This window comes from Nonomuraea cavernae, assembly GCF_040655715.1.
GTDB lineage: Bacteria > Actinomycetota > Actinomycetes > Streptosporangiales > Streptosporangiaceae > Nonomuraea > Nonomuraea cavernae_A.
Map to the genome: position 1 here is coordinate 21,413 of NZ_JBFAKL010000014.1, position 21,336 is coordinate 42,748.

Genomic DNA, 21,336 nt, shown 5'->3' on the forward strand with positions numbered 1-21,336 from the left:
CTCAGCGGCCCACTGGACGTGCACCACGGTGGGCGACCGTCCAGCTACAAGAAGTATGTCCCAGTCCGCCGCCTGTAGCGGTTTCCTGCCCCAAGGACTTTCTCCCTGCGGTTTCGTTCCATCCGCCCTAGGTAGACGTGTATTACTCAGGAAAAGTTCGAGTCGATCCACTTTCCGATGCGACGGACCAGTTCGGGGGTCGCCGCCGTCTCCGCGTGGCCGAACCCGGGCTCGATCCAGAGCTCCTTGGGCTCGCGCGCTCCCGCGTAGAGCTGCCACGCGTGCTCCAGCGGGAAGAACGTGTCGGCGTCGCCGTGCACGATCAGCAGCGGTGTGGGTGAGACCAGCCCGGCGGCCTCGTGGGGCGGCATCGGGATCGGGTCCCAGGCGCCCCGCGCGATCCGGGTGCGCTTGGCCATCCGGGCCGCCCACCGCCCGATCGGCTGCTCGATGGCCCAGTGGACCTGCCGCATCGGCCGGGTGCCGCGGTAGTACCAGCGGGCCGGGCCGCTGACCGCCACGACCGCGTCGACGCCGCCCAGCAGCGCCGCGTGGCGCACGGCCACCGCCGCGCCCATCGAGAAGCCCACCACCGCGATCCGGGAGTAGCCGATCACTCGCGCGTGGCGCACGGCCGCGGCCAGGTCGAGGATCTCCAGGTCGCCGACCGTGGTCTCGCCGCCCGAGCGGCCGTGGCCGCGAAAGTCGAACGCGATCACGCCGCCGTGGCCGCTGAGCAGGTGGACGATGCGGCGGGCCGCGCCCACCCGCCACGAGCCGGTGAACCCGTGCGCGACCACGATGCCGAGGCCGGGCCGGGCCGACGGGGTGTGCGCGGCGTCGATCCGGACGCCGTCGTCGGTCCTGAGCATGACCGGGAAGTGTGGCGCGAGCGGCATGACCTCAAGCGTAGAGTCACCGCCGGTCCGGATCGCGCCAGGAGGGGGCCAGAACGCGCAGGTCAGCCACGCTCACCACGGTCCGCACCCGCGAGCCGTCGGCCGCGTCGAGCGCCTGGGGCAGATCGGAGATCATCACCCGCGCGTGGCTGGCCAGGATGCGCCGGCGCAGGTCGCAGGCGTCGAGCTCGGCGGGCACCGGCCAGGCGACCGCGCCGACGGCGATCACCGCGGCGGTCGCCACCAGCAGGTGGGGCCCGACGGGCAGGCAGATGAGCACCGAGTCGCCCAGGCGCACTCCCCTGCGGCGCAGCTGGACGGTCGCGGCCGCCGACCACTCGTCCAACTCCCCCTCGGTGAGCTGGAGACCCGTCGCCGAGTCCACCATGACGATGCGCTCATCCATGCCGACCACGGTAGGGAGGGGCATCTCGGGCGTACATGGGGCGGAATATGCACTTCGCTATGCAGAAGCCTCAGGATGTTCGGCGGCCCACACCGCGATCTGCGCGCGCGAGGTATAGCCGAGCTTCTCCATGATGTTGGCGATGTGCCTGGCCACGGTGGCCGGGCTGATCACGAGCTCCTCGGCGATGGCCCGGTTGGACAGCCCCCGGGTCAGCAGCCCGGCGATCTCCCGCTCGCGCGCGGTCAGCACCGAGTGCGGGACGGGTGCGGGCCGGGTCCGGGGCGCCCGGCCCGCGGTCGCCGGTCGCTCCCCGTCGAGGACGCGCTGGGCGGCGTCAGCGGGGCTCATCGTCCGGCCTCGCGACCAGAGCAGGAAGGTGCGGCCCTCGCCGAGCTTGGCCCGGGCACGCGCGAGCAACTCCTCGATGCGGGTGGTGGCGGAGTGCTGGCCGATCGACTCGCGGAGCGTGGCCGCCGCGGCCGCCGCGAGCACCGCCGCCTCCAGGTCGCCCTCGGCCTCGGAGAGCACCGACAGCCCCACAAGGCAGCGGGCCACGCCCTGGCGCTGCCCGGTGCACCGGCTCAGTGACAGGCTCGCGGCCAGCCGCTCCCTGGCCGTGGCGAACTCGTGCAGCAGGGCCGCGACCCGTCCGGCGCGCGCCAGGCAGCGGGCCAGCTCGACTCCGGTGCCGAGCTCCCGCAGCCAGGTGACGGCCGCCTCGTAGTGGCCCATGGCCGTCACCAGGTCGCCACGCGCCTCGGCGACCGCGCCGAGCTGGGTCGCCACCCGGGCCAGGATCCACCGGTGGCCGTGCTCGCGCGCCCGCTCCAGCGCCTCCTCGCCGTGCCGCTGGGCCTCGCGCAACCGGCCACGCACCAGGGCCACGGCCGAGAGCCCGGCCAGCCCCGCCGCCTGGTTCCAGTGGTCGCCGGCGGCCGTGGCCACGGCCAAGCACCGCACGGCGTGATGCAGCGCCTCCTCGGCCCGCCCCAAGCGCAACAGCACCATGACCAACAGGTTGTGCACGACACAGGCCCGGAACCGGTCGGCGGCGAGGCCCGGCAGGCTCTCGGTGGCCAGCTCAAGCGATCGGGGCAGCTCGTCGCGGGCCTCCAGGCCGTAGGCGAGGTAGGCCTTGGCCAGGGCGATCTGGTGGACGGACACCTGGCTCAGGTCGAGGGCGAGCAACCGCTCCACCCAGCCGACGATCTCCGTCAGGCCGCTCACCGGCAGCAGGCCCGTGCTGCGGAAGCACAGTCGCAGGCCCGGCGACGCGTTGCCCGACTCGATGGCCCAGTCGAGCGCCGCCCGCTGGTCGTCGAGCAGCGTCCGGCTCGCGGTCAGGGCCGCCAGCCGCCGCGCCCACGGCAGCCGCCGCTCGGTCAGCTCGACCGTGAAGTGCCGCTGCATCAGCTCACAGAGCACGTGGAGGTGACGGTCGCGGACGGCCTCGCGCTCACCCGCCGCCGCCAGCCGCTCGGCGCCGAAGCGCTTGATGGTCTCCAGCAGGCGGTAACGCCTGCGAGATTCGTCACACGACACCAGGGACTTGTCGACCAGCCCGCCCAGCAGGTCGACGATCTCCGCCCCGGAGATGGGCCGCTCGGCGCACACCTGCTCGGCGAGGTCGAGGTCGAAGGATCCGGCGAAGACCGAGAGCCTGCGCAGCAGCACCTGCTCCTTGGCCGACAGCAGGTCGTGGCTCCACTCGACGGCGGCCCGCAGGGTGCGCTGCCTGGCCGGGGCGGTGCGCTCGCCGGTGGTGAGCAGCGAGAAGCGGTCGTCGATCCGGTCGGCGATCTCGCCGGGGTTGAGCAGGCTGGTGCGGGCGGCGGCCAGCTCCAGCGCGAGCGGCAGCCCGTCGAGCGCCCGGCACAGGCGCACCACGTCGGCCTGGCTCTCGGGCCCCAGCCGGGTGCCCGCGGCGGCCGCCCGGTCGCGGAAGAGCAGCGCCGCCTCGGCGTCGGGCGCGTCGAGCTCGGGCAGGTCGAGCGGCGGCACCCGCCAGACCAGCTCGCTGGCGATGCGCAGCGGCTCCCTGCTGGTGGCCAGAATGCTCAGCCGCCGGCACGAGGCGACGAGCTCGGCGCTCACCTCGGCACATTTGTCGACGAGGTGCTCGCAGTTGTCGAGCAGCAGCAGGCAGTGCGTGCCACGCAGCCGCGCGGCCACGGTGTCGAGCAGCGGCCGGGTGTGCTCCTCCGGCACGCCCAGCACCCTGGCGATCTCGCGCACCACCAGCTCGGGCCGGTTGATCCTGGCCAGCTCGACCAGCCACACACCGCCGGAGTAGGAGGGCACCAGCCGGGCGGCGACGCGCAGGGCCAGCCGGGTCTTGCCGATGCCGCCGACACCGCACAGAGTGACCACCCGCGCGTCGCCGAACATCCGGCACAGGTCATCAAGGTCACGCTCGCGTCCGACGAACCGGTTGGGCTCGGCGGGGAGGTTGTGCCGGGGGGAGTCAGGCATGTGGTCACCCTGCGTCGCGGAAGGATCACACTCTCCCCACAGTGTCGCACTTTTCACAGGTCCAGGGAGCTGACGACCGCCCTTTCGTCGACGACGCGCAGCGTGGGGTCGCCGAGCAGGCGTCTGGCCAGCTCGTACGGGGCGACGACGAGCGTGGCGGCGCGCTCGTGGGCCAGCACCCGGCAGCCGATCAGGCTGGGCTCGTGCGCGATCACGACGTGCGCGCCCGCCATCATGGCCAGGTCGAGCACCCGCAGCCCCTTGAAGCCGTCGCTCACCGCCGCGAGGACGACGTCGTCGGGGCCGACCAGCAGCCGCGTGGCCAGCTTCCGCAGGTCTCCGGCCAGCTCGTCGTGGTGCAGGATCCGCTCGCCGTCGACGCTCAGGGCGGGGCCCGCCAGCGGCCCGAACTCGACGGTGCGCTCGCCGATCAGCTCGCCGAACGGCTTGGCCCCGGAGACGGGCTCCATGCTGAAGACGTGCTGCACGTCGACCGCGTCGGCATCGTAGCCGCGATGGGCGATCATCATCCGGGCGGTGCCGGAGGAGCCCAGCACGGCGACGCCGCCGGACCAGGCGACGGAGTGCACGGCGACCGCCAGTCCGGCGCCGAGGGGCAGGTCGACGAGCACGCGGTCGCCGTAGCGGAGCCCGTGGCGGCGCAGCCCCGCCGCCACGTGCGTGACCCGCCGCGCGAAGGCCGCGTGGGACAGCATCTCGCCGGTCCTGACGTCGGTCACCGCCGGTTGGTCGCCCCGGGTCGGCGCCGCGCCCATCACCAGCTCTGTCCAGGTCATGCCGTCAATGTAGGGACCCCAGGCCTTCCCCGGCATGCACACAATTGTGCAACCCGGTATGTACCTCGCCCCGCTCAACCGGGACAAGCGGCCTACTCTTGCTCCATGCGGGACGAGTCCGCGGGCGGTCGCCTCATCCGCGTGGCGCTGTCGTTCGTGCTCACGCCGGACAGCGTCGTACCGCTCGCCACCGACGAGCAGGCTCGCGCCTATGCCCGCAGGCACCTCGTCCCGCTCCTGCCATCAGAGGGGATCAACTAGACTTGAAAGGTCGCGACATCGCGCGGCTGACCCCACGACAAACAGATCGAGACTCATCATGCCTTTGAACAGCCGCGACGACCTGCGGAACATCGCGATCATCGCGCACGTCGACCATGGTAAGACCACGCTGGTCGACGCCATGCTCTGGCAGTCCGGGGCCTTCCGCGCCAACCAGGATGTCGACGACCGCGTCATGGACTCCAACGACCTGGAGCGCGAGAAGGGCATCACCATTCTCGCCAAGAACACCGCGGTCGAGCACGGCGGCATGACCATCAACATCATCGACACTCCCGGCCACGCCGATTTCGGCGGAGAGGTCGAGCGCGGCCTGTCCATGGTCGACGGTGTCGTGCTGCTGGTCGACGCCTCCGAGGGGCCGCTGCCGCAGACCCGGTTCGTGCTGCGCAAGGCGCTGAGCGCGAAGATGCCGGTCATCCTGTGCATCAACAAGGTCGACCGGCCCGACGCCCGCATCAAGGAGGTCGTCGACGAGGTCTACGAGTTGTTCATGGACCTCGACGCGACGGAGGAGCAGATCGACTTCCCGATCGTCTACGCCTCCGGCAAGGCAGGCCGGGCCGCGCTCGCCCGCCCTGACGACGGCACCATGCCCGACTCCGAGGACCTCGAGCCGCTGTTCGAGATCATCAAGTCGACGATCCCGGCGCCCACCTACGACCCCAACGCGCCGCTGCAGGCCCACGTCACCAACCTCGACGCCTCGTCCTACCTCGGCCGCATCGCGCTCTGCCGGATCCATCAGGGCGTGCTGCGCAAGGGCCAGCAGGTGGCCTGGTGCCGCACCGACGGCTCGGTGCAGAAGGTGAAGATCACCGAGCTGCTGATGACCGAGGCGCTGGAGCGCAAGCCCGCCGAGGAGGCCGGGCCGGGCGACATCATCGCCATCGCCGGCATCCCCGACATCATGATCGGCGAGACGCTGGCAGACCCCGAGGACCCGCGACCGCTGCCGCTGATCACCGTCGACGAGCCGGCCATCTCGATGACCATCGGCACCAACACCTCGCCGCTGGTCGGCAAGGCCAAGGGCACCAAGGTCACCGCCCGCATGGTCAAGGACCGCCTGGAGAGGGAGCTCGTCGGCAACGTCTCGCTGCGCGTGCTGCCCACCGAGCGTCCCGACACCTGGGAGGTGCAGGGCCGTGGCGAGCTGGCGCTGGCCATCCTGGTCGAGCAGATGCGCCGCGAGGGCTACGAGCTGACCGTCGGCAAGCCGCAGGTCGTCACCAAGCTCGTCGACGGCAAGGTGCACGAGCCGGTCGAGCGCCTGACGGTCGACTGCCCCGAGGAATACCTGGGCGCGGTCACGCAGCTGCTGGCCGTCCGCAAGGGCCGCATGGAGCACATGACCAACCACGGCACCGGCTGGATCCGGATGGAGTTCGTGGTGCCGGCGCGCGGCCTGATCGGGTTCCGCACCGAGTTCCTCACCGAGACGCGCGGCACCGGGCTGGTGCACCACGTGTTCGATTCCTACGAGCCGTGGTTCGGCGAGCTGCGCACCCGCAACAACGGGTCGCTGGTGGCCGACCGCTCGGGTCCGGTGACCGCCTTCGCCATGCTCAACCTGCAGGAGCGCGGCACCCTGTTCGTCTCACCGACGACCGAGGTCTACGAAGGCATGATCATCGGCGAAAACTCCCGGTCCGACGACATGGACGTCAACATCACCAAGGAGAAGAAGCTCACCAACATGCGCTCCTCGACCTCCGAGGAGACCGAGAAGGTGATCCCGCCGCGCGTGCTGTCGCTGGAGCAGGCGCTGGAGTTCATCCGCGAGGACGAGTGCGTGGAGATCACTCCTGAGGCCGTACGCATCCGCAAGGTCGAGCTCAACGCCGCCACCCGCGGCCGGAGCGCGGCGCGGGCCAAGCGCACCTGACGTCCGCCACCTCGGCCGCCGGGCAGACCGTCGAACGCATCCTCGCGGGCGACGACCAGGTCAGCTCCGCGCCGAGGTGAGGACCACGTAGCCGTCCCGGTCGAACCTCACCTCATAGCCGTTCGCGATCAGCAGGCGCACCCGCTCTCGCTGCTCGGGCAGGTCGGCGAAGGGGAACGTGCGGCGCCCCGTCTCGGCCACCACCCACGGCGCCCAGCGGGGGGTGCGGTCCCAGAGCAGCACGGTGCTCCTGCCGGACAGGGCGGGCGCCAGGTTGTTGGCCGCCTCGACCAGCACGCCGTCGGGCACCACGGCGACCGCGGCCGCCGCCGCCCGCTCCCGCCCGTCAAGACGGTAGGAGTCCGGGTCGGCGAGGGCGGCCAGCGAGAAGAAGGGCACCGTGGCGACCGCGAACGCGAGCACGCCCGCCACCCACGTCCGGGGGAGCCAGGGAACCCTCCCCCGGACCCGCCGCACGGCGTCCACCCCGCCGGCGAAGACGACCACCACGACGAACGCGTTGTAGTGGTATTCGGCCACCCACCAGTTGGGGAACGAGCCGGCCAGCATCCGCTCGGCGAGCAGCGGCACCGCCATCGCGAACAACGGCGAGCCGAGCACGGCCAGCAGGCTGAGGCCGAGCAGCAGGGCCAGCGTGACGAGCTTGACGGGCGGGGTGCCGAGCTGGGCGATCACCGTGATCGGGTCGGTCAGCGCGGTGCGGACGAGGGCCGGCAGGTCGGGGCCCAGCGCGCCGTACGCCCAGTAGTAGTCGGACCTCCCGCCGAACAGCGGGATCAGCACCTGGGACGCCAGCGCGGCGAACCCGAGCCCGCCGGCCACGAACGCCCCGCCCAGCACCCGCCAGCCCCGCTGGAGGAGCAGGACCAGCCCGAATCCCGCGACCAGCAGGCCCATGTCCTCCTTGACGCAGAGCAGCGCGAGGGCGGCGAGCACGACGTGGCCGCGCCGTCCGGCCTGCCACCGTTCGAGGAGCAGGGCGGTGAGCAAAGGCGCGAAGGCGGCCTCGTGGAAGTCGAAGGCGACGGTCTCGACCACCGGCCACGACAGGGTGTAGGCGACCGCGACCAGGTGCGCCGGGGCCGGGCTGCCCAGGGCGCGCCTGGTGAAGACCCACAGCGGCACCGCCGCCGCGGCCATCAGCACCGCCTGGGCCACGAGCAGGGTCTGGGGACCGTCGAAGATCCAGTAGAGCGGCGCGAGCAGGGCGAGGATCGGCGACCAGTGGTCGCCCAGGACGGCGAAGCCGGGGCCGAAGTCGTTGTGGACACCCTTGACGATGGCGACCGGGAGCTGGAAACGGGAGTAGGAGCGGACCGCCTGGTCGAAGATGACGAGGTCGTAGGCCCCGGCCCGGAAGCCCGCGAACCGGGTCAGCGACAGGGCGGAGTAGGCCAGGGCGGCCACGCCGGTGATCACCCCCAGGATGATCCGGTGCCGCTCGATCCCGGCTCGGGTGCCGCCCTCCTGCCGCCGGACGTCCGTGTCGTGCCTGCTCGCCGTCACTTCAGCGCCGGGGTAGCTCGCTGGCGCGTACGTGGGTGCCGAGCCACTCCACCAGCGGCTCGAAGGCGTGCCAGGTCTCGCGGACCCGGTCGGCCACCTCAGCGGTGTGGATCCAGGGCTCGGGCGGGAAGCGGTGTCCGGCGTGGAGGGACCTGTGGCGCAGCAGGTCGATGCGCGGATGGTCGTCGGAGAAGCCACGCGGTTTCGTCTTGAGGCGGTCGCCCTCCAGGGTGTGGCCCGCCGCCTGGAGACCGGCGACCAGGGCGGCCAGTGACGTGCCGGTGAGGTCGTCGTCCACGGCCGCGCGGTAGCGGGCGACCTGGTCGGGGGCCTGGGTGTAGCACCCGCCCGCGGTGTAGAGGCCGTCGGCGGAGATCTGGACGTAGAGCCCGATGCCGGGCACCAGGTCGACGAACGCCCCCTGGTGGGTCTTGTAGGGCGACTTGTCCTTGGCGTAGCGGACGTCGCGGTAGGGGCGGAACAGCTGGGCCTGGCCGAACTCCTCCGCCAGTTCCTCGGTGAGGGCCAGCATGGGCGCGCGCACCGCGTCGTCGTAGAACTGCCGGTGACGGGTGAAGTACGTCTTCGAGTTGTCGGCCTCAAGGCCCTCGTAGAAGACGAAGGCCTCGTCGGGAAAGCCACTGAAACCCATGCGGACAAGCGTGCCACGCCTCACTCGTGCTTCGTCCACCGAGCCGTGTACTCCCGGCCGGGCACCGGCGTGGTGCCGTACAACTCCGAGACGGTGACGAACCGGTAGCCCTTCTTGGCGAGCGTGTCGAGCACCTGGGGCACGGCCTCGATGGTCGTGCGGTGGATGTCGTGCATGAGCACGATCTCTCCGGGTTTGGCGGCGCCCGCGCGCCGGGCCACGACCGAGGCGGCGCGGTCACGCCAGTCGAGGGTGTCGAGGCTCCACAGGATCTGCGCCAGCCCCTCGCGGCGGGTCTCGGCGGCCACCCTGGCGTCCGTGGCCCCGTACGGCGGCCGCATCATCCGCATCCGCACCCCGGTCAGCCTGCGCACGAGGTTGTCGGTCTGGACGAGCTCGGCCCTGATCTGCTCCTCGGGGAGGGCCGTCAGCGGCGGATGACTCCAGGAGTGGTTGCCGATCTCGTGACCCTCGTCGACGATGCGGCGCGCGAGGTTGTGCGGGTCGGCCGACACCATCTGGCCCAGTACGAAGAAGGTGGCCTTGGCGTTGCGGCCACGCAGCAGGTCGAGCAGCTTGCCGGTGTATTCGCCGGGCCCGTCGTCGAAGGTGAGCGCGACGCATTTCTCACGCCGGCAGTTGACCGGGCGGTGGGCGGGCCAGTCGGGCTGCATCCGCGCCAGCCGCTTGGCCAGGACGCGGGGGTCGACCACCGCCGGTGGACGGGCCGCCTGCTGACGTGTCTGGGGCCGCGTGCCGCAGGCCGTGACCGTCATCACCACCACCGCCAGAGCCAGACCCCATATGTGCACGCTTCCCCCTGAAGGCACAGGGGGGCTGACTATGGACGGTCCTGTGCCAGATCCCCCCGCAACTCCTTGGCCAGGTCCTCCCACCATGGTGGGATATCGACCTGCAGAGCGGTAAAACGACGCGCCACTCTTAGGACACATCCGACCGGATCCGTACCTAGATGACGATGTTTCACTGGTCGGGCGCTTCCCGGGGCTCGGCGACGACCATGATGAGACGGAGTTCGTCGGGCCCGTTGTTGGCGTAGCGATGGGGCCGATCGGCGGTGAAGACCACCGCGGCGTCGGTTCTGATCAGGTGGCTCCTGCCGTACACGGTGAGGGTGAGCTCACCGGCGAGGACGGTGAGCATCTCCCGGGTGCCGGGCGGGTGCGGATCGCCGTCGTGGTGCCCGCCGGGGCCGAACCGCCAGTCCCACAGCTCCAGGATGGTCGGGGTGTCGGCGCCGACGAGCACCCGGGCGTGCACCTCGCCCTGGTCGAAGGTGACCACGTCGGCCTTCTCCACGATCCTGACCACCGGCACGTCGGCGACCTCGACCAGCCGGGCCACGGTCACGCCGAGCGCGGAGGCGATGCGGGTGAGGGTCGAGACACTGGGGTTGGTCCTGGCCTGCTCGACCTGGACGAGCATGCCTTTGCTCACCCCCGAGCGCGCGGCCAGGGCGTCGAGGGTGAAGCCGCGGTGTGAGCGCTGCGCCCTGACGTTGCTGGCGATGGCCTGGGTGATCGTCTCCGGATCCTGCATGAGTGCAGTGTAGTGAACCTGACTTGCACTGTGTTGCACCTTTTGTGTTGTACTAAGAGTGCACTCCACTGCACCAGATGGGAGAGATGTGACTGCGGTGATCCTGGCGACCGCCTGCGCGGTGGTCTATGGCACGGCCGACTTCTTCGGCGGGCTCGCCACTCGGCGTTCCCGCGTGTTCGCGGTCGTGGCCCTGTCGCAACTGGCCGGCCTGGCGCTGATCCTGGCCCTGCTCCCGCTGCTGCCCGGCCTGTTCAGCACCAAGGCGCTGCTCTGGGGGCTGGCCGCCGGCCTGGCGGGCGCGGCCGGGCTCGTGCTGTTCTACCGGGCGCTGGCCACGGGGGTGATGTCGGTGGTGGCGCCCACCACGGCGGTGACCTCCGCCATGCTGCCGGTGCTGTTCGGGCTCGCCGGCGGCGAGCGGCCGCATCCCCTGGCGCTGACCGGGGTGGTGCTCGCCCTCGGTTCGGTGCTGCTGGTCAGCCAGGACCCGTCAGCCGCGAAGGGCGGTTCCGCGGGCTCGGTGCTGGTCGCGCTGGCGGCGGGCGCCGGGTTCGGCGGCTTCTTCATCCTGCTCGCGCTGGCCCCGGACGACGCCGGGCTGTGGCCGCTGGTCGGCGCCCGGCTCTCGTCGGTGACCATGGTGGTGCTGCTGGCCGTCGTCGCCGGGCGCACGCTGAAGCCGGCCGCCGGGGGGCTGCGCGTCATCGTCGCCGCCGGCGTGCTCGACATGCTGGCCAACGTCCTCTACCTGCTGGCCAAGGCCGAGGGCCTGCTCAGCCTGGTGGCGGTGCTGGTCTCGCTCTACCCGGCGAGCACGCTGCTGCTGGCCAGGCAGGTGCTCGGTGAGCGGTTGCACCCGATCCAGCTGACGGGGGTCGCCTGCGCGCTCGGGGCGGTCGCGCTCATAGCCGTTGCATAGGCGGCAAGCGCTTGCTACGTTTCGCCCGTGCGTCCCGACCGGGCACGGGCCGGCAGCGAGTCGTTGAGACACCTGGTGGTGCCGTACGACTCGCCTGAGGCGTTGCTCCGGCTGGTCGTGCCCCGCGTGCGCGACGCGCTGGCCGACGGCAGGCGGGTGCTCGCGGTCACCTGCGCGACGAAGCTCGGGCTGCTGTCCGAGGCGCTCGGAGCCGACGCCGGCCGGATCGACACCCGGCTCTCCGGCTCCTGGTACGCCCACCCGCACCGGACCCTGGCCCGCTACCACGAGTACGCGTCGGGCCGGCGGACCCTCATCATCGGGGAGCCCATCTGGGCGGGCCGGACCGATCGGGAGATCCGCGAGTGGATCCGCTACGAGTCGGTGCTCAACGTGGCCCTGGGCGGCGCCGCGGCCACCGTCCTGTGCCTGTACGACCCGGGGCGGACACCGGAGGAGGTGTTCGCCCACGGCCCCGTCACGCACCCGCTCACGCTGCGCACCGGCGGGGAGGTGGCCAACGCGCGGTTCGTGGAGCCGCACGAGCTGGTGCTGAACGGCGACCTCGCGCCGCTGCCCGACCCGAGCGGACGGGTGGAGTCGCTGGGGTTCACCGCCCGCGAGCTGAAGGACCTGCGCCAGGCGGTCACCGACTACGCCAGGGCGGCCGGGATGACCCGGGGCGACATCGCCTCGCTGGTGCTCGGCGTCTCGGAGATAGCCGCCAACAGCGTCGAGCACGGCGCCGGGCACGGCCTGGTCAGGATGTGGGTGAACGGGAGGGAGCTGGTCTGCGAGATCGCCGAGCCGGGTGGCGCTCTGGACGACCCGTTACCGGGCTACATACCACCGGAGCCCGAATCCTCTCGGGGATACGGGCTCTGGATCAGTCGTCAGCTCTGTGATCTCGTCGAGCTGCGGACGGAGCGGGGAACGCTCCGCGTGCGCCTGCACATGCGCCTCGGCGACTAGGCAGCGCTCTGCGCCGGCACGCGTACGGCGCCTTCGGCTCGGGCGTACGGCTCCAGCGTGTCGCGCAGCTGGCGACGGCCGCGGTGCAGCCGGGACATGACGGTCCCGATGGGGGTGCCCATGCGCTCGGCGATCTCCTTGTACGCGAAGCCCTCGACGTCGGCCAGGTAGACGGCCACGCGGAAGTCCTCGGGCAGCGCCCGCAGCGCGTTCATCACCACGTTGTCGGGCAGCCGGTCGAGCGCCTCGGTCTCGGCGGACCTGAGCCCGGTCGAGCTGTGCGACTCGGCGGCGTGCAGCTGCCAGTCCTCGATGTCCTCGGCGGCGGAGAGCTTCGGTGAACGCTGCTTCTTGCGGTAGTCGTTGATGAAGTTGTTGGTGAGGATGCGGTGCAGCCAGGCCTTGAGGTTGGTGCCCTCGCGGAACTGGTGGTAGGAGGTGTACGCCTTGGCCACCGTCTCCTGGACCAGGTCCTCGGCGTCGGCGGCGTTGCGGGTCAGGCGCATGGCGGAGGCGAACAGCTGCGACGTCACAGGCACGACGTCGCGCTCGAACCAGTCCTGACGCTGCTCATCGGTCATCGTGATCATTCATTCCCCCTTGCACTGTCCCCCGTCTCGGCACAGGCAGCGAAACCATCTTCGCAAAACCCCTGTAAGGGCCGCGTTAACGGTTGCGCCTGGTCAGAGAGGTAAAGAAGTCCCATTGCTCGCGGCATGCGTCATCACGTCCACGGCCGGACTAGTCTCATTATCATAACACTATCCATCCAATTTCATAGAAAAAGTGGGCGGAGTCACATGAGATAGCGTATGGACATGGATTTCGTGGACCGTCATGACGTGGAGGCGCGTCACTGGGTGGCGGAGGCCATCCGCAAGGTGGAGGCCGACGCCAACCGGAGCTGTGACACACACCTGCATGTCTTCCCGCTGCCCCCGCGGTGGGGGGTAAACCTCTACTTGAAAGACGAGTCGGTCCACCCCACCGGTTCACTGAAACACCGACTTGCCCGATCTCTTTTCCTGTACGGCCTGGCGAACGGCTGGATCGGCCCCTCGACCACGATCGTCGAGGCGTCCAGCGGCTCCACGGCCGTGAGCGAGGCCTACTTCGCCCGCCTGCTCGGCCTGCCGTTCATCGCGGTGATGCCCGCCTCCACCTCACCGGAGAAGTGTCATCTGATCGAGTTCTACGGCGGCAAATGTCACCTGGTCGACGACCCGACCACGATCTATGACGAGTCGCACCGCCTGGCCGCCGAGACGGGCGGCCACTTCATGGACCAGTTCACCTACGCCGAGCGGGCCACCGACTGGCGCGGCAACAACAACATCGCCGAGTCGATCTACGCGCAGATGTCGCTGGAGCCGCACCCGGTGCCGACCTGGATCGTGGTCGGGGCGGGCACCGGGGGCACCTCGTCCACGATCGGGCGCTACATCCGCTACCGCCGCCACGACACCCGCCTGGCCGTCGCCGATCCCGAGGGCTCGGCCTTCTACCCGAGCTGGGTGTCGGGCGACCCCTCGGTCACCGCGCCGGGCTCGCGGATCGAGGGCATCGGCCGTCCCCGGGTGGAGCCGTCCTTCCAGCCCACGGTGATCGACCGCATGGTGGCCGTGCCCGACGCCCGGTCGATCGCCGCCATGCACTGGGTGCGCGAGGTGACCGGCAGGGACGTCGGCGGCTCAACCGGCACCAACGTGGCCGCCTGCGTGGACCTGATCAAGGAGATGCGCGAGGCCGGCGAGCGAGGCAGCGTCGTCACCCTCATCTGCGACGGCGGCGAACGCTACCGGGGCACCTACTGCGACCCCGGCTGGCTCGCCGCCCAGGGCCTCGACATCCACCCGCACCTCGACGAGTTCCGGGCGTTCCTGCCCGACTGATCGGCTAGGACGCCTTGGCCGGGTCGACCTCGAACAGCTTGGCCACGTCGTCGAGGATCGCGTGGGCGCCCTGGATGCCGACGGCGGTCATCCAGGTGAGGTCGTTCACCTCGTGCTTCTCGCCCTTGAGCTTGCCCCACAGCGGGTTGTTCACGAACTTCTCCTTGGGCCCGTCGGCGGCGGGGTCCGCGTAGGTCGCCACGAAGATGTGGTCGGCGTCCAGGTCGGCGATGCGCTCCTGGCTGACGTTGACCACGATCGAGTCGCTGACGGTGGGCTGGCCCTCCGGCCGGGGGAAGCCGATGTCCTTCATGACCAGACCGGAGTAGGACTCCTCGACGTACAGGCGGGTCGTCGGCTCGCCCGCGAAGCGGACGATCGAGATGGTCGGCAGATCGCCCTCCTTCTCCTTGATCGCGGCGCCGATCTTCCCGGCCCGCTCCTCGAACGCCTTGAGCCTCGCCTCCGCCACGTCCTCCTTGCCGAGCGCCTGGCCCACCAGTCGGAGGTTCTCCTTCCAGATGGCGCCGGTCGTCTCGCTGAAGACGGTGGGAGCGATCTTGGCGAGCTTGTCGTAGAGCGCCTCGTGGCGGACCTTCGCCGAGACGATCAAGTCGGGCTTGAGCGCGATGATCTTCTCCAGGCTCGGCTCCTCCAGCGTGCCGACGGCCGTGGCCTCCTTGCCGTACTCCTCGGCGACGGGGCCAAGGTAGTCGGGCAGCGCCGTGTCGATCGACCGGTAGGTCGTGTATCCGACCACCGGTGTCTCCAGCGTCAGCACCGCGTCCACGAAGCTCTGGTCCAGTGCGACCACCCGCTTGGGCTGGGCGGGGATCACGGTCTCGCCCATCGCGTGCTTGACGGTGCGGAACGGCCCGGCGGAGCTCTCCGGGGCGGCGGGCTGGGCGGTCTCGGTCGAGCCGCAAGCGGCCAGCCCTGCCACCAGGACGACCCCCGCCAGCGCACGCAACGATCTCATCGAAAAGCCTTTCTTAGCTTAGGCAACCCTTAATCAAGTTAGCCCTGCCTAACCTGGCATACTTCTCCAGGGTCGGGCAAATGCTGGGGGGACGGGTGGGAGCAACCGCTGTCGCGACACGCTCGCACACCCCTCGCCAACGGCATCTCCTCCTGCTCATCGCGCTGCTCGGAGCCGTCTGCGTGACCGTGGTGCTGAGCATCACGATCGGGTCCAGGCCGGTGCCGCCGGCCGACGCCTGGCAGGCGCTCACCGCCCCCGCCGACATCGAGAGCCACATCATCGTCCGCTCGCTGCGCGTCCCGAGGACCGTGCTCGGCGTGCTGGCCGGCCTCGCGCTCGGCGTGGCGGGCGCGCTCATGCAGGGCCACACCCGCAATCCGCTCGCCGACCCCGGCCTGCTCGGCGTCACCCAGGGCGCCGCCTTCGCCATGGTGGCCTCGATCATCCTGCTCGGCGCCCAGAGTCTGCTCGCCTACATCTGGTTCGGCCTGGCCGGAGCGCTGATCGCCAGCGTGGGCGTGTTCGCGCTCGGCATGGTCGGCGGCCGGGGCGGCCCCACGCCCGTCACGCTCGCCCTCGCGGGCACCGCCGTCAGCGCCTTCCTCTACGCGCTGACCTCGGCCATCGTGCTCCTGGACGAGCAGGCCATGGACGTGTTCAGGTTCTGGCAGGCGGGTTCGATCGCCGCCCGCGGCCCCGACGTGATCTGGCAGGTGCTGCCGTTCGTCGTGACCGGCCTGGTGCTGGCCATGATCAACGCTCCCGGCCTGAACGCGCTCTCCCTCGGCGAGGACGTCGCGCGCGGGCTCGGGCAGCGCATCGGGCTCACCCGGGGCGTCGGCATCGCCGCCGTCACGCTGCTCACCGGCGCCGCGGTGGCCGCCTGCGGCTCGCTGGCGTTCGTCGGCCTGATCGTGCCACACCTGGCCCGCTCGCTGTCCGGCACCGACCACCGCTGGCTGCTGCCCTACTCCGGCCTGATCGGCGTCGCGCTGCTGCTGCTCGCCGACGTGATCGGCCGCGTCGTCGCCCCTCCCGGCGAGCTGGAGGTGGGCGTGGTGCTCGCCCTGCTCGGCGCCCCCTTCTTCGTCGCGCTGGTCCGCCGCAGGAAGCCGGTGCGGCTGTGACGACCGCCCTCGCGCTCCGGATCGCGGGCCTGTCCTGGCGGGTACGCCCCCGCGCCACCGCCGTCACGCTGGGCGGCCTCCTGCTGCTCGGCGTGCTCATGGCCCTGAACATGCGCATCGGCGACATCCAGATGAGCCTGGCCGAGGTGGCGCGGGCCACGTTCGACACCGCGAGCGCCGGCCACTTCGTCATCATGGATCTCCGCCTGCCCCGCGCCCTGACCGGCGCGCTGGTGGGCGCCGCGCTGGCGCTGTCCGGCGCGATCATCCAGTCCATCGCCCGCAACCCGCTGGCCAGCCCCGAGATCCTCGGCGTCACCACCGGCGCCTCGGTCGCCGTCGTGGCCGGCATCGTGATCAGCGGCAGCGCCTATGGCGGCGCCAGCGGGATGCTCTCCACCCTCGGCATCCCGGCGCTGGCCCTGGCCGGCGGGCTCATCGGCGCCCTGATCGTCTACACGCTGGCCTGGCGGCGCGGCCTCGACGGCTACCGGCTGGTCCTCGTCGGCATCGGCGTGGCGGCCGTGTTCACCAACGTCAAGTTCTGGCTGCTGACCATCGGCGACGTCAACGACACCAGCCGGGCCATGGTCTGGATCAGCGGCTCGCTCAACGGCCGCGGCTGGGAGCACGTCAGGCCCGTGGGCGTGGCCCTCGCCGTGCTCATCCCCCTGGCGCTGCTCGGCGCCCGCTCGCTCGACGCGCTGCGCTTCGGCGACGACACCATCACCGGGCTGGGCGTCCGGATGAACCTCTCGCGGGCCCTGCTGATCCTCGCGGCCGTGCTGCTCGCCGCCGTCGCCACCGCCTCGGCCGGGCCGATCGCGTTCGTCGCGCTGGCCGCGCCGCAGATCGCGCTCCGGCTGGCCCGCTGCGCGCAACCGCCCCTCCTGTCGTCGGCCGTCATGGGCGCCCTGCTCACCACCGGCGCCGACCTGATCGCGCGCACCGCCTTCTCCCCTGTCGAACTGCCCGTGGGCATCGTGACCGCGGTGCTCGGCGCGCCGTACCTGATTCACCTGATCTGGAGGGCACGCACATGAGGCTCCAGGCCGCCGCCGTCAAACTCGGGTACGGCGAGCGAACCGTCGTTGACGGGCTCGACCTCGTCATCGAGCCGGGCACGGTCACCGCGATCATCGGCCCCAACGGCTGCGGTAAGTCCACGCTGCTGCGCGCCCTCGGCCGCCTGCTCAAGCCGCGGGGCGGCGAGGTGCTGCTCGACGGCAAGCGCATCGACCGCATCCCGACCCGCGAGGTGGCCAAGGTGCTCGGCCTGCTCCCCCAGGCGCCCATCGCGCCGGAGGGCCTGACCGTCGCCGATCTGGTCGTCAGGGGCCGCCACCCGCACCAGACCTGGTATCGGCAGTGGTCATCGGACGACGAGGCGGCCGTGAGCGAGGCGCTGGCCATGACGGGGCTGGCCGACCTCGCCGAGCGCCCGCTGGACGAGCTGTCCGGCGGGCAACGGCAGCGGGCCTGGATCTCCATGGCCCTGGCCCAGGGCACCGACCTGCTGCTGCTGGACGAGCCGACCACCTTCCTCGACCTGGCTCACCAGGTGGAGGTCCTGGAGCTGGTCCGCCACCTGCACCAGGCGGCCGACCGGACCATCGTGATGGTGCTGCACGACCTCAACCTGGCGGCTCGCTACGCCGACCGGCTGGTGGCCATGCGCGAGGGCCGGGTGATCATCGCCGGCGCCCCGCACGAGGTGCTGACCGAGGACCTGTTGCGCGAGGTGTTCGAGCTGGACGCCAAGGTGATCACCGACCCGGTGGCGGGCACGCCGCTGGTCATCCCGATCGGGCCGCGCCGCTAGGGCGACTCGGCGAGCGCTCGCCGTATCTCCTCGTCATCGGGCGCGAGCTCCTGGGCCCGCAGCAGGTCGGCTCGGGCCAGCGCGGGCTGCCCGCACATCCGCAGCGCCAGCGCCCGGTTGAACCTGACCGCCGCGCTCTCCTCCAGCTCGATCGCCCGGCTCAGGTCGGCGACCGCGTTCTCGTACTCGCCCGCACCGAACGCGAGCGCACCGCGCCCCGCCCAGGCCGCCGCCAGCCTGGGCTCGCGCTCCAGCGCCGAGTCGAACGCCTTGCGCGCCTCCAGCGTGTTCCCCTCCGCCGCCTCGATCTGGCCCAGCACGCAGAGCAGGAACGGGTTGCCGACGTCGCGCTCGGCGTCGGCTCTGGCCCTGACCGGCTCGTTCAGCGCCACGAGCAGCCCGGCCCGGTTGACGTAGGCGTCGGCGAAACCGGGATCCAGCTCGATCGCGTAGTCGAGGTCGGCGAGCGCGCCCGCGAGGTCGCCGGCGGCGAACCGGATCTCGGAGCGGTTGTAGTAGGGCTCGGGGAAGGGCGGGCCGACCCGCATGGCCGTCTCGTAGTCGGCCGTAGCCTCGGCCGGACGGCCCAGGCGGTGCAGCAGGTTGCCCCGGTCGAGGTAGTAGTCGGGATAGCCGGGATCGGCCGCGATGACCGCGTCGAGATCGCGCAGCGCGCCCTCCAGGTCGCCCCGCTGGGCCGCCAGCTGGGCCCGGTTCGCCCGCAGCACGAGCTTGTGGATGGGGTGCCGGCCGGGCTCCAGGTCACGCTCGGCCAGCTCGATGGCCTCCTGTACGAGCCGCTCGGCCTGCGCGAGGTGCCCTCTGCGCACCTCGACCAGCGCCTTGCCGTTGAGGTCGAAGCTCAGGTGGAAGGCCCGCTCGCGACGGTCGGGCAGCAGCGAGGTGAGCGCGACGGCTTCGTTGATCCAGGCCATCGCCTCCTCGGGGTCGCGCTCGCCGGGGTCGTGGTGGCGGACGAGCAGCATCGCGGTGGCGTAGGCGGCCGTGGCGAGATCCTTGGGCCGGGTGCTGACCCGGCGGGCGCGGTCGAGCAGATCGCGGGCCTCGGCCTCCCTGTCGAGGGCGGCCAGCGCGGTGGCCGTACGGTGCAGCAGCGGCCACCACTCCTCGCCATCCTCGGCCAGCGTGGACAGCAGCGCCAGGCCGGCCTCGGCCATGGCGTGGTGGAAACCTTCGTTGCGATAGCGGTCGAGTTCGGCCGGATGCGGGACGACGGGCTGCGGGCGCGGCGGCCCGGGCGGCGAGATCACGACCGTGAGAGACGCGGCGGGCACCCGGCGCCTCAGCACCGCCACGAATTCGATATCGGTCGCGTCCGATTCTTCGGCGTTATCCACCCGTAATATCAGTGGCGCAGTTCTCGACAAGTGATCTCGGACGAATTCCGCCAGCCCGTTCGCCAGCCGGAGCGTCCGCAGAGGGGCGGGCACCAGAATGCGTTCGTCCTGCGGCAGCCGGTCGGCCAGTGAGGTCCTCCGGGCCGGGACCAGGTCACACAGACCGGGTGCGGCGGCTCTGATCTCGATGTCGTGCGCGGCCACCAGATCCGGCGCCGCTTCGGGGAGCAGCGCTGTGAGCAGCCCCGACGCCAGCGTGTAGGGGCCGCGCAACCTGCGGTCGGCGTCAACCGTGATCTCTCTCAGCGTCACTCCCGGAGAAGACGGGGACCGGCGTCACCACCGCAGACGCCGGCCTCATCCGTTCGTTCAGCGCAGGTCAGGCCGAGTGCTTCGGAGTCGCGGCTCCGGACAGCTTGACGGTTCCAGGTTTGTGGACGACGACCTTTTTCATGACTGCTCTTTCCGATCAATTTCCGAGGACCGCTCAATGTCAACACGGGACCGGTCAAACGACAAGACATCAACCGGTAAGTGACATATCCGATTTGGAGGTCAATCCCCGAGAATCGCGTCCACGAACACCTCGGGGTCGAACGGCGCCAGATCGTCGGGCCCCTCCCCCAGCCCGGCCAGCTTGACCGGAACCCCCAGCTCGCGCTGCACCGAGATGACGATGCCGCCCTTGGCCGTGCCGTCGAGCTTGGTCAGCGCGATGCCGGTGATGTTGACCACCTCGGCGAAGACCTGCGCCTGCCGCATGCCGTTCTGGCCGGTGGTGGCGTCGAGGACCAGCAGCACCTCGTCGACCGTGGCCTTCTTCTCGATGACCCGCTTGACCTTGCCCAGCTCGTCCATCAGGCCGGTCTTGGTGTGCAGCCGGCCGGCCGTGTCGACGATGACCACGTCGGCCTTGTCCAGGATGCCCTTGGCGGTGGCGTCGAAGGCCACCGAGGCCGGGTCGCCGGCCTCGGGCCCGCGCACCACCTCGGCCCCGACCCGCTCACCCCAGGTCTGCAACTGGTCGGCCGCCGCCGCGCGGAACGTGTCGGCCGCGCCGAGCACGACCGTCTTGCCGTCGCCGACGAGTGAGCGGGCGAGCTTGCCGGTCGTGGTGGTCTTGCCCGTGCCGTTGACGCCCACGACGAGCACCACCGCCGGCCGATCGCCGTGCCTCTGGACGTGCAGGGTGCGGTCGAGATCGGGATTGACCTGGGCCAGCAACTGCTCGCGGAGCAGCGCGCGCACCTGGTCGGGAGTGCGGGTGCCGAGCACCCTGACCTTGGTCCGCAACTCCTCGACGATGGCGCGGGTGGGCGCCACACCGACGTCGGCGGTGATCAGCGCCTCCTCGATCTCGTCCCAGACCTCGTCGTCGAGCCGGTCGCGGGAGAGCAACTCCAGCAGCCCCCGGCCGAGCGCGCTCTGCGAGCGGGCCAGCCTGGACCGCAGCCGCACCATCCGGCCGGCGGACGGCGGCGGCACCTCCACTTCGGGCGGCACCACGACCGCCTCGGCCGGCTCGGCCGGAGGCGGGAGCGTGGTGGTCGCCCCCTCGCCTTCCTCGCCACCCGCGGCCGGTCGCTTCTCCTTCTCCTCGGGAGGCAGAAGCGTCTCCGGCGGCTCGGCCGGTGGCGCGGCCTTGCCTCCCGGCCTGAAGAGCAGGAACAGGCTGCCCGCCGCCACGAGGGCGACGACGACCACGATCACGATGACGCCGAGGTAACCATCCACAAGACGTCAGTTTTCCAGATCGACCCGCATGCTCATGCCCA

Annotated in this window: 20 protein-coding genes; 8 read left to right on the forward strand and 12 right to left on the reverse strand. The window is 71.1% G+C overall.

The genetic code is table 11. From position 1 onward, the window contains the following. Positions 1-146 precede the first annotated feature (146 nt). From AB0I38_RS21145 to AB0I38_RS21160, 4 genes are read right to left on the reverse strand one after another with little or no spacing between them, the layout of a single operon-like run. Positions 147-899, reverse strand: a complete 753-nt coding sequence (locus AB0I38_RS21145) for an alpha/beta hydrolase (RefSeq protein ID WP_358470388.1) — start codon at positions 897-899, stop codon at positions 147-149. A 16-nt stretch (positions 900-915) separates the two neighbouring features. Further along, positions 916-1,305, reverse strand: coding sequence for an AMP-binding protein (locus AB0I38_RS21150; protein WP_358470391.1), 390 nt, complete (start codon positions 1,303-1,305; stop codon positions 916-918). A gap of 57 nt (positions 1,306-1,362) precedes the next feature. Further along, positions 1,363-3,780 carry a LuxR C-terminal-related transcriptional regulator gene (locus AB0I38_RS21155; RefSeq protein ID WP_358470394.1) on the reverse strand — a complete coding sequence of 806 codons (2,418 nt, stop codon included), beginning with the start codon at positions 3,778-3,780 and terminating at the stop codon, positions 1,363-1,365. 53 nt (positions 3,781-3,833) lie between these two features. After that, positions 3,834-4,577, reverse strand: a complete 744-nt coding sequence (locus AB0I38_RS21160) for an AMP-binding protein (protein ID WP_358470397.1) — start codon at positions 4,575-4,577, stop codon at positions 3,834-3,836. A gap of 105 nt (positions 4,578-4,682) precedes the next feature. Between AB0I38_RS21160 and AB0I38_RS21165 the strand changes: the two genes are divergently transcribed. Beyond that, positions 4,683-4,838, forward strand: coding sequence for a hypothetical protein (locus AB0I38_RS21165; RefSeq protein WP_358470400.1), 156 nt, complete (start codon positions 4,683-4,685; stop codon positions 4,836-4,838). A 58-nt stretch (positions 4,839-4,896) separates the two neighbouring features. Continuing rightward, the gene (gene typA / locus AB0I38_RS21170) at positions 4,897-6,747 is read left to right on the forward strand and encodes a translational GTPase TypA (protein ID WP_358470402.1); all 1,851 of its coding nucleotides are present in this window, start codon (positions 4,897-4,899) and stop codon (positions 6,745-6,747) included. Between the two features lie 60 nt (positions 6,748-6,807). Here the strand turns inward: typA and AB0I38_RS21175 are convergent, their stop codons facing one another. From AB0I38_RS21175 to AB0I38_RS21190, 4 genes are all read right to left on the reverse strand, one after another. Continuing rightward, positions 6,808-8,274 carry a DUF2079 domain-containing protein gene (locus AB0I38_RS21175; protein ID WP_358470405.1) on the reverse strand — a complete coding sequence of 489 codons (1,467 nt, stop codon included), beginning with the start codon at positions 8,272-8,274 and terminating at the stop codon, positions 6,808-6,810. A 1-nt stretch (position 8,275) separates the two neighbouring features. Beyond that, positions 8,276-8,926, reverse strand: a complete 651-nt coding sequence (locus AB0I38_RS21180; RefSeq protein ID WP_358470408.1) for a DUF2461 domain-containing protein — start codon at positions 8,924-8,926, stop codon at positions 8,276-8,278. A 20-nt stretch (positions 8,927-8,946) separates the two neighbouring features. Continuing rightward, positions 8,947-9,738: a polysaccharide deacetylase family protein gene (locus AB0I38_RS21185; protein ID WP_358470411.1), complete on the reverse strand. Its 792-nt coding sequence runs from the start codon at positions 9,736-9,738 to the stop codon at positions 8,947-8,949. A gap of 172 nt (positions 9,739-9,910) precedes the next feature. Next, positions 9,911-10,486, reverse strand: coding sequence for a helix-turn-helix domain-containing protein (locus tag AB0I38_RS21190; RefSeq protein WP_358470413.1), 576 nt, complete (start codon positions 10,484-10,486; stop codon positions 9,911-9,913). An 88-nt stretch (positions 10,487-10,574) separates the two neighbouring features. Between AB0I38_RS21190 and AB0I38_RS21195 the strand changes: the two genes are divergently transcribed. Both AB0I38_RS21195 and AB0I38_RS21200 read left to right on the forward strand, forming a co-directional pair. Next, complete coding sequence (locus tag AB0I38_RS21195) at positions 10,575-11,408, forward strand: DMT family transporter (protein WP_358470416.1); 834 nt, start codon at positions 10,575-10,577, stop codon at positions 11,406-11,408. A 27-nt stretch (positions 11,409-11,435) separates the two neighbouring features. Next, positions 11,436-12,380, forward strand: coding sequence for a sensor histidine kinase (locus tag AB0I38_RS21200; protein ID WP_358470419.1), 945 nt, complete (start codon positions 11,436-11,438; stop codon positions 12,378-12,380). On the opposite strand, the gene AB0I38_RS21205 is transcribed toward AB0I38_RS21200, so the two are convergent. Then, positions 12,377-12,970 carry a sigma-70 family RNA polymerase sigma factor gene (locus AB0I38_RS21205; protein WP_189123373.1) on the reverse strand — a complete coding sequence of 198 codons (594 nt, stop codon included), beginning with the start codon at positions 12,968-12,970 and terminating at the stop codon, positions 12,377-12,379. The two genes, AB0I38_RS21200 and AB0I38_RS21205, sit on opposite strands and share 4 nt — an antisense overlap. A 228-nt stretch (positions 12,971-13,198) precedes the next feature. Between AB0I38_RS21205 and AB0I38_RS21210 the strand changes: the two genes are divergently transcribed. Then, entirely contained in the window at positions 13,199-14,272 is a 1,074-nt protein-coding gene (locus tag AB0I38_RS21210; RefSeq protein ID WP_358470423.1) for a PLP-dependent cysteine synthase family protein, read from the forward strand. A 4-nt stretch (positions 14,273-14,276) separates the two neighbouring features. Here AB0I38_RS21210 and AB0I38_RS21215 read toward each other — a convergent pair whose 3' ends face one another. Further along, positions 14,277-15,251, reverse strand: coding sequence for an ABC transporter substrate-binding protein (locus tag AB0I38_RS21215; protein ID WP_358470426.1), 975 nt, complete (start codon positions 15,249-15,251; stop codon positions 14,277-14,279). A 95-nt stretch (positions 15,252-15,346) separates the two neighbouring features. On the opposite strand from AB0I38_RS21215, the gene AB0I38_RS21220 reads away from it, so the two are divergent. The 3 genes from AB0I38_RS21220 to AB0I38_RS21230 are packed head-to-tail and all read left to right on the forward strand — an operon-like array spanning position 15,347 to position 18,203. Further along, complete coding sequence (locus AB0I38_RS21220; RefSeq protein ID WP_358470429.1) at positions 15,347-16,381, forward strand: FecCD family ABC transporter permease; 1,035 nt, start codon at positions 15,347-15,349, stop codon at positions 16,379-16,381. Beyond that, on the forward strand, positions 16,378-17,424 hold the full coding sequence (locus AB0I38_RS21225; protein ID WP_358470432.1) for a FecCD family ABC transporter permease: 1,047 nt from the start codon (positions 16,378-16,380) through the stop codon (positions 17,422-17,424). The genes AB0I38_RS21220 and AB0I38_RS21225 overlap by 4 nt, the downstream gene beginning before the upstream one ends. Beyond that, positions 17,421-18,203, forward strand: coding sequence for an ABC transporter ATP-binding protein (locus AB0I38_RS21230; protein ID WP_358470435.1), 783 nt, complete (start codon positions 17,421-17,423; stop codon positions 18,201-18,203). Before AB0I38_RS21225 ends, AB0I38_RS21230 begins: the two co-directional genes overlap by 4 nt. On the opposite strand, the gene AB0I38_RS21235 is transcribed toward AB0I38_RS21230, so the two are convergent. Then, positions 18,200-19,873, reverse strand: coding sequence for a tetratricopeptide repeat protein (locus AB0I38_RS21235; protein WP_358470438.1), 1,674 nt, complete (start codon positions 19,871-19,873; stop codon positions 18,200-18,202). The genes AB0I38_RS21230 and AB0I38_RS21235 overlap by 4 nt on opposite strands. Positions 19,874-20,116: 243 nt before the next feature. Beyond that, positions 20,117-21,295, reverse strand: coding sequence for a signal recognition particle-docking protein FtsY (gene ftsY, locus AB0I38_RS21240; RefSeq protein WP_358470441.1), 1,179 nt, complete (start codon positions 21,293-21,295; stop codon positions 20,117-20,119). Positions 21,296-21,336: the final 41 nt, after the last annotated feature.

What these genes read in the sequence shown, in the direction of transcription:
- AB0I38_RS21145 (WP_358470388.1), bottom strand. Translation starts at nt 899, where the DNA reads ATGCCGCTCGCGCCACACTTCCCGGTCATGCTCAGGACCGACGACGGC.
- AB0I38_RS21150 (WP_358470391.1), bottom strand. Translation starts at nt 1,305, where the DNA reads ATGGATGAGCGCATCGTCATGGTGGACTCGGCGACGGGTCTCCAGCTC.
- AB0I38_RS21155 (WP_358470394.1), bottom strand. Translation starts at nt 3,780, where the DNA reads ATGCCTGACTCCCCCCGGCACAACCTCCCCGCCGAGCCCAACCGGTTC.
- AB0I38_RS21160 (WP_358470397.1), bottom strand. Translation starts at nt 4,577, where the DNA reads ATGACCTGGACAGAGCTGGTGATGGGCGCGGCGCCGACCCGGGGCGAC.
- AB0I38_RS21165 (WP_358470400.1), top strand. Translation starts at nt 4,683, where the DNA reads ATGCGGGACGAGTCCGCGGGCGGTCGCCTCATCCGCGTGGCGCTGTCG.
- typA (WP_358470402.1), top strand. Translation starts at nt 4,897, where the DNA reads ATGCCTTTGAACAGCCGCGACGACCTGCGGAACATCGCGATCATCGCG.
- AB0I38_RS21180 (WP_358470408.1), bottom strand. Translation starts at nt 8,926, where the DNA reads ATGGGTTTCAGTGGCTTTCCCGACGAGGCCTTCGTCTTCTACGAGGGC.
- AB0I38_RS21190 (WP_358470413.1), bottom strand. Translation starts at nt 10,486, where the DNA reads ATGCAGGATCCGGAGACGATCACCCAGGCCATCGCCAGCAACGTCAGG.
- AB0I38_RS21205 (WP_189123373.1), bottom strand. Translation starts at nt 12,970, where the DNA reads ATGATCACGATGACCGATGAGCAGCGTCAGGACTGGTTCGAGCGCGAC.
- AB0I38_RS21210 (WP_358470423.1), top strand. Translation starts at nt 13,199, where the DNA reads ATGGATTTCGTGGACCGTCATGACGTGGAGGCGCGTCACTGGGTGGCG.
- AB0I38_RS21215 (WP_358470426.1), bottom strand. Translation starts at nt 15,251, where the DNA reads ATGAGATCGTTGCGTGCGCTGGCGGGGGTCGTCCTGGTGGCAGGGCTG.
- AB0I38_RS21230 (WP_358470435.1), top strand. Translation starts at nt 17,421, where the DNA reads ATGAGGCTCCAGGCCGCCGCCGTCAAACTCGGGTACGGCGAGCGAACC.